This is a genomic window from Inhella sp. (assembly GCF_041912635.1).
In the GTDB taxonomy this organism is placed as follows: domain Bacteria; phylum Pseudomonadota; class Gammaproteobacteria; order Burkholderiales; family Burkholderiaceae_C; genus Inhella.
In genome coordinates this window covers 18,445-29,125 of the sequence record NZ_JAYRMO010000046.1, presented here as the reverse complement: position 1 = coordinate 29,125, position 10,681 = coordinate 18,445, and the positions used below count along the sequence as shown (strand labels likewise).

Here is a 10,681-nt window from a genome sequence, read left to right as displayed (position 1 = left end):
TGCAGCAGGAGTTCATCACGCCTTACAGCCCGGAACAGAACGGCATGGTCGAGCGGGTGATCCGGACCCTCAAAGAGCAGTGCGTGCACCGCACCCGCTTCGAGACCCTGCAGCACGCCAGCCGTGCCATCGGGGACTGGATCAACTTCTACAACCACGAGCGGCCTCACCAGGCCTTACGCATGCAAACCCCTGCCGAGGCCTTCGCCAAAGCAGCCTGACCTGAGCAAAAACCGCTGGGTCAATACATGCTGCCACGCCGACCCCTGGCGGCATTCACCGCCCCAGAGAACCCTCTGTACCCCACCGCGTCCATTCGTTGCGGGCACAGGGCCCGCACAGGTCTTGTGGCTGCGCCGCCGTGCCTCACGGTCTTGGCGCTCCAACCCCATCTGGCTCGCGGCACGGGCGCTGCGAACAACTCCAACTCGGGCGGGATCGGTGCGGGCTTGCATTCAGGTCTGATGGTTCTGCCAACCCCGTAGCGGCTTGGCCCGCGCCGTCCCTTCATCTCGATCTCCTCTGGCTACCCGAAGGCGCGCGCCGCATCGAACGGCACACCCGTCTTCATCACATGGAAGCAAGCGCGCGCGAGCTTGTGCGCCACCGCCTTGGTGGCCACCACCTGCAGGCTCTTGCTGCACTTCTTCTGGAACCAGCGCCGGATCGTCTCGTCGTAGCGCACCGCAAAGTGCGCGGCCTCGATGAAGGCCCAGGCCAGGTGCTTGTTGCCGCATTTGACGTTGCCGCTGCCCTTCTTCTTGCCGTTGGACTCGCGCCGGCTGTCCACCGTGCGCGCGTAGGACGCGAAGTGGCCGGCATCGGCAAAGCGGTCCATGTCACCGCTTTCCAGCGCGATGGTCAGCGCCAGCGCCTTGCCGATGCCCGGCACCGTGTTCAGGGCCTGGTAGTCGGCGCGCTCGCGGGCCTGGCTCAGGATGGCGCTCTCCAGCCGCTTGACCTGATCGTCCAGGCAGTCCATGACGGCGCGGTTGCTCATCAAGGCCAGGCGCTGCGCAGGCAGCATGGGCATGGCGGCGATGTCCGCATCCGTCCAGCGCTTGATCTCGTTGCCGCTGGCGCGTGCACCCAGGTTGCGAGCCAGCAGGTTCTGCATGCTCAGGATCTGGCTGGTGCGCTGGCGTACGAGCTGACTGCGCTTCCTGAGCAGATCGCGCAAGGCACGTTCTTCGCGCGGATAGATATGGCCGGTGGGCAGGATCCCGAGGCGCAGCAGATGGGCGAGGTGGCGCGCGTCGTCCAGGTCGCCGCTGTGCTTGAGCCCGTCGTACTGCTTGACCGCGCAGGTGTTGACCAGGTGCACGGTGAAGCCGGCGTCCTGCAGACCATCGACCAGCCAGTACCAGTTGTAGGTGGACTCGACGGCCACGCCGCGAACCTCACCCGGGCAGCTCAGCAGGGCCTTCTCGATCACGCCGAGGTCATTGGGCAGGCGCTTGGAATACACGATGCGATCCGTCTCATCCAGCACGCACAGCACGCTGTTGTTGCTGTGCAGGTCGATGGCTGCATACAGTGTCATGTCGGTCTCCTTCGTGGGCGCAAGCCGCTTGATGTGGAAACCAAACGGTAGGCCTGGGAACGGAGACCGGCCTCATGGGGCTAGATGATTCTTCAGGCCTTTAGTTTTTAGCCCTGAGTCTTCGAAAGGTCTGGTCGAAGCCCAATGCCCTCATAGCACCGCGCGTGATCAGGCCGCCAGGGCCCCCTGCTCCGTCCATGTCCTCCTCCGCCGGCCTGCCGGGCCGGCGGATTCCCCCTTGACTTCCCTACGCCGGGGGCCCTGACGACCTGATCCGGCCACAGCCTGGCGTGCATCGGGAACACAAAGGCACCCAAGCGCACGAACGGCCGTCTTGATCTCAGCCGTCCTCGGTCTGGGTCGATCAGGAGGGCGGGGCGCCCTGCGTAGGGAAGTAAAAGGAGGAATCCGCTGCGCGGGCAGCGCAGCGGAGGGGGACATGGACGGAGCAGGGTGCCCCGCCCTCCTGATCTCGCACCGGCTTCACCAAACGGACCTCAGAGCAGCCGGCGCAGTCCAGCGTTCAAGCGCCCTGCTGCACGCCACGCCCGCGCCGGCGCGCATGCCCGCCCAGCAACAGCAAGCCGAAGCCCGCCAGTGCCAGCGGCGTGGGCTCGGGTACTTCCTGGCCCGGGCCGCCGTTCACGCGGATGGAGCTGGCGTTGCCGTAGAAGTTGGCGTGGCGCTGGCCGGTGATGACGAACTCCGACCAGGTGGTCAGCCCGCTGGCGGGAAGGTCCAGGCCCTGGTCGAAATCCAGGCTGGGCATGAAGGCCTGCAGGTAGCTGTAGGCGTACTGGAAGGCGCGCAGGGTGTCGCCCTGGGCCAGGCCGCGCTGGTCGGTGTAGAGGTAGTCGGCGCCCGTGTGCTGGGTGCTGAACTCGTCGAACAGGAATTGGCGGCCATAGCCGGTCGCCTCGACCTCGAAACGGACGGTTTGGCCGTCCACGGTGACGGTGTCGACAAAGGCCGGGCCGTGGCCGGAGATGTCGGTGAACACCGGGCCGCCGTTGCTGACGCTCCAGAGTGCCGGGTCGGTGGCAATCTCGATGGTCTGCGTGAAGCTCAGGCCGCGCAGGTCGCGACCGGCCACGCCGAACACGCCGCTGTTGTCGAAACCCTGGTCGATGGTGCCGGAGAAGCTGACGGTCCAGGCCATGGCATTGAGGCTGAATACCGCGCCGGCCAGCAGGGCGAGCGCACGCGAGCGTTTCATGGAGATCCTGTTCAAGAGTGGGTTGCGAGAGGGCGGGCCCGACGGCTGCCGGGGCCCGGGGCTTCAAGGAACGCGGGGCGCCAGCGGGTGCTGACGGCGTCTTTTGAAAGCGCTTTCATACTAACGCAGCGGTGACGCACGGTGCAAGGCGGCGCGCGCATGGGCGGTCTCTGGGGTCACGGTGCGGGCGGGCTCGCGCGCGCCCTCTGCTTTGCCCTCTGCCGCTCTGCGGCAGCCCTTGCTGCCGGGCACGGGCGCCGGTGCGGCGCTTCGCGTGCAGCGAACGGCCACCCCATCCATTCAAGCAGGGCGAGGCGCGGCACGACCGCGCGTGATCAGGCCGCCAGCGCTCCCTGCCGCGCGCTCCTGTTCGCGCACCGGCCCCGCGACCGACGCGGCAGGAATCGCAACAAGCTCCCGCCAGGTCGCATCAAGCCGAGCCCGCCGCAGCACCAGCCGGCGCCATCAAGGCCTGCGCCAGCAGGTCGCACACGATGCGGATGCGCCGCGCGGTGCGCAGTTCGCGGTGGGTGACGAGCCAGATCGGGAACACGACGGGGGGCACGTCATCGAGCACGCGCACCACATCGGGGTCGCTTCGCGCCACCTCGTCCATCATGGCGCCGATGCCCAGGCCCTGGCGCACCAGGGCCCAGCCGGTGTGCGAGTTCTCGGCGTAGGCGCTGAAGTTGTCTTCGCTCAGCGGCAGGCCGTGGGCGCGCAGGTAGCCGAGGTAGCGGCCGCTGCGGTCGCTGCCCACGAAGGCGTGGCGCGCGGCCTCGGCGGCCTGGCGTGGGTGGCCGTGGCGGCGCACCCAGTCCTTGGATGCGTAGAAGCTGGCGCTGGCCTCGCGCAGCAGGCGGCCGATGAGCTCGGGCTCGGTGGGGCGCACATGGCGCAAGGCGATGTCGGCCTCGCGGCGGCGCAGGTCCGAGAGGGCGTCGGTGGTGACGATCTCGATGCGCAGCGCCGGGGCCTGTTCGCGCAAGCGCAGCAGCAGCGGCGGCAGCAGGTGCGCGGCCACCATGTCGGTGGCGGAGATGCTGACCACGCCATCCACCGCCTGCACATGGCCGCTGGCGGCCAGGCCCAGCTCCTCGGCAGCCGCGCCCATGGCGCGCGCGTGCTCCAGCAGGGCCAGGCCGGTGGGCGTGGGCTGCAGGGATTTGCCGATGCGCTCGAACAGGCTCACGCCCAACTGCTGCTCAATGGCCGCCACCTGCCGGCCCAGCGTGGGCTGGGTGAGCCCGAGCCGGCGCGCGGCGGCGGAAAGCGAGCCCGCCTCGGCGGTGTGCAGGAAGGCGCGCAGCAGGTTCCAGTCGAGTTGATCCATACATCCATGCATGAGTGATCTGCGGAATTGCGGCTGTTCGGCACGCAAACGCATGCATAGCATGCTGCCACGCCGCTCGAGCCTCGCGCTGCCACCCCACTGCCGTTCACCCCGCCATGCGCCTCACCCCGCTCCGCCTGCCGATCCTTTCCACCCTGCTGCCGCTGCTGCTGGCCGCCTGCGGCGGGGGCGATGCGCGGCTGGTGGTGTGCACGGCGGTCTACATCCCCGCGGTGTCCGTGCAGCCGGTGGACGAGGCGGGGCGTCCGCTGGAGGGCGTGCAGATCAGCTGGCGCCTGAATGGCGGAAGCCCGCAAACGCAGACCTGCCTGCTGCTGCCCTGCGCGGTGGACAGCCGCGGTGGGCAGTACGAACTCGTGGCCAGCAAGGCCGGCTACCTGAGCGTCTCCGTGAGCCTGCAGATCGCGAGCGACGAATGCCACGCCCAGACGCAGCAATGGAAGCCCGTGCTGCCCCGCAAGTAAGCAGCCGGCGCACGCAGCTCCCACCCTGTTCAACCCCTTTCAACCTGTTCCCCTCACGATGCAAGCCACCCTGAACGCCCAGGCCACCTTCTGGAACCGCCTGGCCCGCAAGTACGCTGCCGACCCGATTGCCGACATCGGCGGTTACGCCGCCACGCTGCAGCGCGTGCGCGGCCTGCTGCGGCCGGAGCACGAGGTGCTGGAGATCGGCTGCGGCACCGGCACCACGGCACTGAGCTTGGCCGGGGCCACGCGGCGCTATGTGGCCAGCGACCTTGCGCCCGAGATGGTGGCGATCGCCCGCGAGAAGCTGGCCGCGCAGCCCACGCCGGGCCTGCAGTTCGAGGTGGCCGATGCCACCGCGCCGCATGCGCAGGCCAAGGCCTTTGACGTGCTGCTGGCCTTCAACGCCCTGCACCTGCTGCCCGACCTGGACACCAGCCTGGCGCAGGCCCTGCGCCCGCTCAGACCGGGTGGCCTGTTCATTTCCAAGACGGCCTGCGTGGGCGAGATGCATCCGCTGGTGGGCTGGCTGGGCATTCCGCTGGCACGCCTGCTGGGCAAGGCGCCGCCGGTGCTGGTGTTCAAGGCCCCGGCGCTGGTGGCCGCGCTGGAGCGCCAGGGCCTGCGCATCGAGGCGGTGGAGCGCCATGGCACGCAGGACAAGGACATCCGCGTGTTCATCGTGGCGCGCAAGCCCTGAGCGGGCGAGAGCGAACAAGCTGCCCGCTCACTCAGCCGCGGGCGCCGCCGCCGCGCTGGCGTCATCCGTCACACTTCGCGCCGCCCCATCACCCAAGGCTCCAGCCTTCTTCCCCATGTTCAAGCCTTGCAAGACGCTCGCGATCGCCTTGCTGCTGACTGCCAGCCTGCCGCTGGCCGCGCAGGACGTGCGCTACCGGCAGGACAAGCTGCAGACCGTCCACCCCTTCAGCATGGAAGAAGCCTCCGGGCTGATGGCCATCGGTGAAAGCACGCTGCAGGGCCAGGCCTCGATGACGCTGCGCAAGACCCTGCTGCAGCTGCGCCCGGGTACCAAGATCTACGCCCGCGAGCAGCCGGTGTACCTGTTCCCGATGACGAAGTTCCTGCGCGCCTGGGTGCAGCGCCATGCGCCCAACGGCCTGCGCATGGGCATGTTCGACCTGCAGCCCGAGCTGGACCACGTGGCTGCGCGCACCCTCAGCGACCGCGAGGGGCGCTTCCGCTTCCGCGGCCTGCAGCCCGGCCAGTACCTGCTGTGGGCGGTGATCCCCTACGAGGTGGAGGGCTGGATTGCGCAGGAGACCGGCGAGCACCAGATCACCACCTTCTCGCACTTCGGCATCGTCACCGCCGCCGTGCGCGAGCCGGTGACGCGCTCCGTCAAGCAGGTGCGCGAGCTGGAGAACCATGTGATCCATGTGGTGGACATACCGCCCGGCCGGGGCGTGGTGGACCTGGGCGAGATCCACGGCGAACGCGCCCAACTGAAGTGAAGGCCCTGCCCGTGCAACCCGTTCTGCTCAGTACCCTGCGCCCGGCCTTGCTCGCCGCCACCCTGGCCCTGGCCGGCGCGCCGACAGCCCAGGCCCAAGCCCAGGCCCAAACAGCGGCCACCGCCAAGGCGCCCGCCAACCTGCTGCCCCCGCGCACCGAGCTGCCCGCCTGGTTCATCTTCTTTTCCAGCAACAAGGCGCCGGACCGTTCGATCTACCTGGTGGACGCCCGCTACCGCCCGGTGGGCGAGGGCCTCTACGAGACGCAGGCCCTGGTGATGCGTGAAACCCCCAGCGGCGACTTCGACCACTGGAGCGGCACCCTGCAGTACCAGGCCAGCCCCGAGCAGGTGGCGCTGGCGCGCGGCCCGCTGGAGAAGCTGCAGCCGCTGATGAAGAGCGTGAAGGTGCGCACCGTGTCGGCCTACCAGATGACGGGCAGCGGCAAGGTGGTGCCGGGCCAACCCACGGAGTGGAGCGCCTTCAAGAGCCCGATCGACCTGCTGGGCTTTCGCATCGCCACCGACCCCGACGCCCTCAAGCGCCCCGAGGCCTACGGCCTGGTGTTCGCCGGCAACTTCCACCGCCCCATCGACGTGGTGGACCTGGTGCGCCGGGTGCTGCCGCAGGTGAGGGACATCCGTTGAGCCGCCACCGCGCATGAAGCCCGCCCCACTGCCCTGGGAACAGCGCGTGGGCCGGCGCTGGCCGTATTGGCTGGCCGGCATCGCGCTCGTCAGCCTGGGCCTGCCGCTGCTGCGCGCCTGGCTGGCGCGCGCCGGCCTGGCACCCGCCACCGAACCCGAGCTGCTGCTGTGGGAGTTCGCGGGCTGGGGCCTGGCCTTTGCGGGCGCCAGCCTGCTGGCGGTGCTGATGGCGGCGGCCGGGCTGGTGCGCCGCATGAAGGGCCCCGCGCCGCCGGCGGCTGATGCCTACCGCATGGCACCACGCCAGCCGGACGACCGCGCATGAAGCACCCCGCCACGGGCGTGCTGCAGCGCCTGGCGCCGCGGCTGCTCTGGATCGACAGCCTGGCCGCCCTCAGCGCCGGCCTGCTGGTGTTCGGCTTCGCGCCGGGCCTGAGCAGCCTCTACGGGCTGCCGGTGCAGTTGCTGCAGCGCATCGCCGCGGTGAACCTGCTGTACGGCTGCGGTTCGCTCGGCCTGGCCTGCTGGCGCGGGCGGCCGCCCGTGGCCGTCCAGCTGCTGGCACTGGCCAACGCGTTCTGGGCCGGCGTGTGCGTGCTGATGGCGCTGCAACGGGGCGCGGAAGCCAGCGGGTTCGGCCTCGCCCATCTGCTGGGCGAGGCCGTGTTCGTGGGCACGCTGGGGGCGCTGGAGTGGCGCTACCGGCGGGTGCTGGCGCCGCAGCCCGATGTGCATCAGGCCACGCGCGCCTCCACCGTGTCCTCCAGCGCCGCGGGCCAGCGGATCTCGGGCACCGCCTCCAGCGCTGGGCGGGCGAAGTAGAAGCCCTGGAAGCGGCGCACGCCCGCCGCGAACAGCCAGGCGTATTCCTCGTGCTGCTCGATGCCCTCGGCCACCACGGTGATGCCCAGGCGCCGGCAGCAATCCAGCACGGCGCGCACGATGGCCTGGCGCACGCCGGAGCGCTGGATGTCGTGCACGAGCTGGCGGTCGATCTTGACCTTGTCGGGCTGGAAGTTCGTGAGCAGGCTCAGGCCGGCATGGCCGGCGCCGAAGTCGTCGATGGCGGTGAGGAAGCCGGCGGCCTTGAGCTCGGCGACGTTGCGGTAGAAGCGCTCGGGCTGCGAGATCGCCTCCTCCTCGGTGATCTCGACGATGACGCGCTGGGGCTCGATGCCATGGCTGCGCGCCATGCGCGCCAGGCGCTCGGCCGCCAGCGGGTCGCGCATCAGCGCACCGGGCAGCAGGTTGATGGCGACCTTGCCGGTGAAGGCGGTGCGGGCGATCTGGGCGAAGGCGAGCTCCTTCCAGGCGAGGTCTTGCGTGTAGCGCTCGGCACGCGAGAGGCGCCGCAGCAGCGCGGCCGGCGCTTCCCCATCCGGCCCGCGCAGCAGCAGCTCGACCGAGGAGATGCGCCCCAGGTGCGGCTCGACGATCGGCTGCATGGCAAAGCGCACCGGAGGCGCCTCGGGCAGCAGGGCCTGCCCGGGCAGGCCCTGCTGCCCATGAGGCAGGCCGACAGAGGCAGGGCCCCGCGCCTGCGCCGGAGCGGGCGGCGGGCCCGCGTTCGGCGCACCGGCGGGGTCGCGCCAGTCACCGCACAAGAAGCTGTCGATGATGGCGGCCACGCGGTCCTCGCCCTCGTCCACCAGGCTGCCGGAACGTGACAGCCGGGGCGGCCAGCGGCGCCCTTGGGACTGGGGCGGCGCCACCAGGAAGCGCCAGCCCTGGAACTGGCGCCGCGCCACGGGTTCGGAGCGGATCAGCACCACGGCGCTGTGGCGGGGGTCGGCCACGATGGCGTCGTAAAGCGTCAGCACCGCGTTGCGCGGGCCCTCCAGCACCTGCAGGAAGTAGTCGCCATCGCAGACGAGCAGGCCGCTGATGTCGAGCGCCCGGTTGCGGCGCCCGGCCTCGGCCGCCAGCCGCTCCAGGCCATGGGCCAGCAGCGCCGCCGCCGCGCGGCTGCGGTAGATCAGTTGGTGCAGCATGCGGGCCTCCCATTCAGGCGCTGGCACCGCGCGCCGGCAGCTTGAAGCGGCGGGCAGCGCGCTCCAGCTGCATGGCCTGCTGGTGCAGGCTGGCCGAGGCCGCCGCGCTTTGCTCCACCAGCGCGGCGTTGCGCTGTGTGGCTTCGTCGATGGCGCCGACGGCGCCGCTGACCTGCTGCAAGCCCTGCGCCTGCTGGTGGATGGCCTGGTTGATGTGCGCCATGTGCTCGCGCAGGCGCTCGATGCCCTGCACGATGGCCTGCACCTGCTCGCCGGCGCGGGCCATGCGCTGGTGCGCGGCACCCACGTCGTCCACGCTACTCTGGATCAGCTGACGCACCTCCTGCGAGGCCTCGGCCACGCGCTGGGCCAGGGTGCGCACCTCGCTGGCCACCACGGCAAAGCCGCGCCCGGCATCGCCCGCGCGGGCGGCCTCGACGGCGGCGTTCAGGGCCAGGATGTTGGTCTGGAAGGCGATGCCGTCGATGGTGCCGATGATGTCCACCATGCGCTGGCTGCTGCCACGGATGCGCTCCATGTCCGCCACCGCCTGGCCCATGCGCGCGCCGCCGTCGTGCGCCAGCTGCGCCACCTGTTCGGCCTCGCCGCGGCTGGCCTCCACGGCCTGGATGTGCTGCTGCACCGCTTCGTTGAGCTGCTGCAGCGAGGCCGCGGCCTGCTGCAGCGCCGCCGCCTGCTGCTCGGTGCGGCCCGAGAGCTCGGAATTGCCGCTGGCGATCTGCGAGGACGCCGTGGCCACATGGTTCACGCCCGAGTGGATGCTGAGCAGCAGCTCGTGCAGCGAATGCTGCATGCGGCCGATGGCGCCGAGCACGCTGTGCGCAGCCTGCGCGCCCGCCGCCGGCGGCGCCTGGCTCAGATCGCCCGAGGCCACGCGCGCCACCGCCGCCACGGCCTGGGCCGGCTCGCCGCCCAACTGGCCGAGCAGCTCGCGGCTCAGCCACCAGGCGAAGCCGCAGCCCGCCAGCAGGCCGACGAGCGAGATGGCCAGCAGCATGCGTTCGCTGCGCTGCCCCAGGGCCAGGGCCTGTGCGGTGCTGTTGGCCAGCAGCTCGGCCTGCCAGGCGCGCTGTGCGGCCACGGCCTCGATGAAGTGGTCGCGCGCCGGCACCACATCGCTCTCCAGGCGCGCGAAGGCCAAGGCCGGCTCGCCCGCACGGATCAGCGGCAGCAGGGCCTCGGCCTCGCGCCAGAAACGCTGCTTGCGTTGCTCCAGTTCGGCATAGAGCGCACGGCCCTGGGCCGTGCTGAGGTGCTGCTGAAAGTCGGCCAGGGCCGCATCGGTCTGCGTGCGCAGCCCATGCAGGCGCGCCAAGGCGGCCTCGCGGCCGGCCTCGGTGGGCGCCAGCATGGCGTGGCGCGCCTCCAGCGAGGCCTTGATCACCCCCGCCTTGACATCCGCGATGCGTTCCGCCTGCGGCAGGAAGCGGTCGCGCGAGGCCATCAGCTGCTCGTCCACCCGGTGGATGTTGAGCCAGACGGCCAGGCCCCCTAGGGCCGTCACCAACGCCAAAACACCAAATGCCCCCAGAAGCCTCTGACGAAGTCCCCAAGCCATGGTCGCCTCCCGACGTGGATGAGGCGCGCAGGCTAAGGGCTATCCCCAGGAGACGCCAAGCGTGCGCGATTGGCCCCAGACGGGCTAAGCCTTAGGCGGCTCGGGGAATTTGCGCCGCGGCGCGCCAGCGGCGCCAGCGCGGCCGCACAGGCCCTACGCTCGGGCCTTCACTCGACAGGAGCTCACCATGCCCAAGGGCCAGCAACGCAGCAACAAGGAAAGCAAGAAGCCGAAGAAGGACAGCGGGCCGTCCAAGCCCGTGTCGGGCGGCGCGCCGATGCCCAGCGTCGTGACGCAGGTGATGGAGCGCGGCAAGAAGAAGACAGGCTCCTGAGGCCCCTCGCCGTTGGCCCCCCCCGCGCGCCGGCGGGGCCCGGCCCGGCGCCGGGGCAGACGCGCGGGGGCTCAG

Annotated in this window: 13 protein-coding genes; 8 read left to right on the top strand and 5 right to left on the bottom strand. The window is 70.6% G+C overall.

The annotated features are described in order from the left end of the window. Window positions 1-221 (top strand): integrase core domain-containing protein (locus ACE3QP_RS20355; RefSeq protein ID WP_374438693.1); only part of this gene is annotated, 221 nt, incomplete at its 5' end. Window positions 222-526: 305 nt separating this feature from the next. Here the strand turns inward: ACE3QP_RS20355 and ACE3QP_RS20350 are convergent. The 3 genes from ACE3QP_RS20350 to ACE3QP_RS20340 form a co-directional block, all read right to left on the bottom strand. Next, on the bottom strand, window positions 527-1,543 hold the full coding sequence (locus ACE3QP_RS20350) for an IS110 family transposase (protein ID WP_374438691.1): 1,017 nt from the start codon (window positions 1,541-1,543) through the stop codon (window positions 527-529). A gap of 523 nt (window positions 1,544-2,066) precedes the next feature. Then, window positions 2,067-2,759, bottom strand: a complete 693-nt coding sequence (locus ACE3QP_RS20345; RefSeq protein ID WP_374438690.1) for a hypothetical protein — start codon at window positions 2,757-2,759, stop codon at window positions 2,067-2,069. Between the two features lie 430 nt (window positions 2,760-3,189). Next, complete coding sequence (locus ACE3QP_RS20340; RefSeq protein WP_374438688.1) at window positions 3,190-4,092, bottom strand: LysR family transcriptional regulator; 903 nt, start codon at window positions 4,090-4,092, stop codon at window positions 3,190-3,192. 116 nt (window positions 4,093-4,208) lie between these two features. Here ACE3QP_RS20340 and ACE3QP_RS20335 point away from each other — a divergent pair, with 116 nt between their 5' ends. From ACE3QP_RS20335 to ACE3QP_RS20310, 6 genes are all read left to right on the top strand, one after another. Next, complete coding sequence (locus ACE3QP_RS20335; protein WP_374438686.1) at window positions 4,209-4,577, top strand: hypothetical protein; 369 nt, start codon at window positions 4,209-4,211, stop codon at window positions 4,575-4,577. A gap of 58 nt (window positions 4,578-4,635) precedes the next feature. Next, on the top strand, window positions 4,636-5,280 hold the full coding sequence (locus ACE3QP_RS20330) for a class I SAM-dependent methyltransferase (protein WP_374438685.1): 645 nt from the start codon (window positions 4,636-4,638) through the stop codon (window positions 5,278-5,280). Between the two features lie 115 nt (window positions 5,281-5,395). After that, window positions 5,396-6,055: a carboxypeptidase-like regulatory domain-containing protein gene (locus ACE3QP_RS20325; protein ID WP_374438683.1), complete on the top strand. Its 660-nt coding sequence runs from the start codon at window positions 5,396-5,398 to the stop codon at window positions 6,053-6,055. Window positions 6,056-6,066: 11 nt separating this feature from the next. After that, window positions 6,067-6,702 carry a hypothetical protein gene (locus tag ACE3QP_RS20320; protein WP_374438681.1) on the top strand — a complete coding sequence of 212 codons (636 nt, stop codon included), beginning with the start codon at window positions 6,067-6,069 and terminating at the stop codon, window positions 6,700-6,702. A gap of 13 nt (window positions 6,703-6,715) precedes the next feature. Further along, window positions 6,716-7,027 (top strand): hypothetical protein, encoded by a 312-nt coding sequence (locus ACE3QP_RS20315; protein ID WP_374438679.1) that lies wholly within the window; start codon window positions 6,716-6,718, stop codon window positions 7,025-7,027. Then, window positions 7,024-7,524: a hypothetical protein gene (locus ACE3QP_RS20310; RefSeq protein ID WP_374438677.1), complete on the top strand. Its 501-nt coding sequence runs from the start codon at window positions 7,024-7,026 to the stop codon at window positions 7,522-7,524. The genes ACE3QP_RS20315 and ACE3QP_RS20310 overlap by 4 nt, the downstream gene beginning before the upstream one ends. On the opposite strand, the gene ACE3QP_RS20305 is transcribed toward ACE3QP_RS20310, so the two are convergent. Both ACE3QP_RS20305 and ACE3QP_RS20300 read right to left on the bottom strand, forming a co-directional pair. Further along, a complete protein-coding gene (locus ACE3QP_RS20305; RefSeq protein ID WP_374438675.1) occupies window positions 7,437-8,693 on the bottom strand; it encodes a diguanylate phosphodiesterase in 1,257 nt (418 codons plus the stop codon). The two genes, ACE3QP_RS20310 and ACE3QP_RS20305, sit on opposite strands and share 88 nt — an antisense overlap. A gap of 13 nt (window positions 8,694-8,706) precedes the next feature. Next, complete coding sequence (locus ACE3QP_RS20300) at window positions 8,707-10,272, bottom strand: methyl-accepting chemotaxis protein (RefSeq protein ID WP_374438673.1); 1,566 nt, start codon at window positions 10,270-10,272, stop codon at window positions 8,707-8,709. 187 nt (window positions 10,273-10,459) lie between these two features. On the opposite strand from ACE3QP_RS20300, the gene ACE3QP_RS20295 reads away from it, so the two are divergent. Beyond that, window positions 10,460-10,606, top strand: a complete 147-nt coding sequence (locus ACE3QP_RS20295) for a hypothetical protein (RefSeq protein WP_374438672.1) — start codon at window positions 10,460-10,462, stop codon at window positions 10,604-10,606. The last annotated feature ends 75 nt before the right edge of the window (window positions 10,607-10,681 follow it).

What these genes read in the sequence shown, in the direction of transcription:
- ACE3QP_RS20350 (WP_374438691.1), bottom strand. Translation starts at nt 1,543, where the DNA reads ATGACACTGTATGCAGCCATCGACCTGCACAGCAACAACAGCGTGCTG.
- ACE3QP_RS20345 (WP_374438690.1), bottom strand. Translation starts at nt 2,759, where the DNA reads ATGAAACGCTCGCGTGCGCTCGCCCTGCTGGCCGGCGCGGTATTCAGC.
- ACE3QP_RS20340 (WP_374438688.1), bottom strand. Translation starts at nt 4,092, where the DNA reads ATGGATCAACTCGACTGGAACCTGCTGCGCGCCTTCCTGCACACCGCC.
- ACE3QP_RS20335 (WP_374438686.1), top strand. Translation starts at nt 4,209, where the DNA reads ATGCGCCTCACCCCGCTCCGCCTGCCGATCCTTTCCACCCTGCTGCCG.
- ACE3QP_RS20330 (WP_374438685.1), top strand. Translation starts at nt 4,636, where the DNA reads ATGCAAGCCACCCTGAACGCCCAGGCCACCTTCTGGAACCGCCTGGCC.
- ACE3QP_RS20325 (WP_374438683.1), top strand. Translation starts at nt 5,396, where the DNA reads ATGTTCAAGCCTTGCAAGACGCTCGCGATCGCCTTGCTGCTGACTGCC.
- ACE3QP_RS20315 (WP_374438679.1), top strand. Translation starts at nt 6,716, where the DNA reads ATGAAGCCCGCCCCACTGCCCTGGGAACAGCGCGTGGGCCGGCGCTGG.
- ACE3QP_RS20310 (WP_374438677.1), top strand. Translation starts at nt 7,024, where the DNA reads ATGAAGCACCCCGCCACGGGCGTGCTGCAGCGCCTGGCGCCGCGGCTG.
- ACE3QP_RS20305 (WP_374438675.1), bottom strand. Translation starts at nt 8,693, where the DNA reads ATGCTGCACCAACTGATCTACCGCAGCCGCGCGGCGGCGGCGCTGCTG.
- ACE3QP_RS20300 (WP_374438673.1), bottom strand. Translation starts at nt 10,272, where the DNA reads ATGGCTTGGGGACTTCGTCAGAGGCTTCTGGGGGCATTTGGTGTTTTG.
- ACE3QP_RS20295 (WP_374438672.1), top strand. Translation starts at nt 10,460, where the DNA reads ATGCCCAAGGGCCAGCAACGCAGCAACAAGGAAAGCAAGAAGCCGAAG.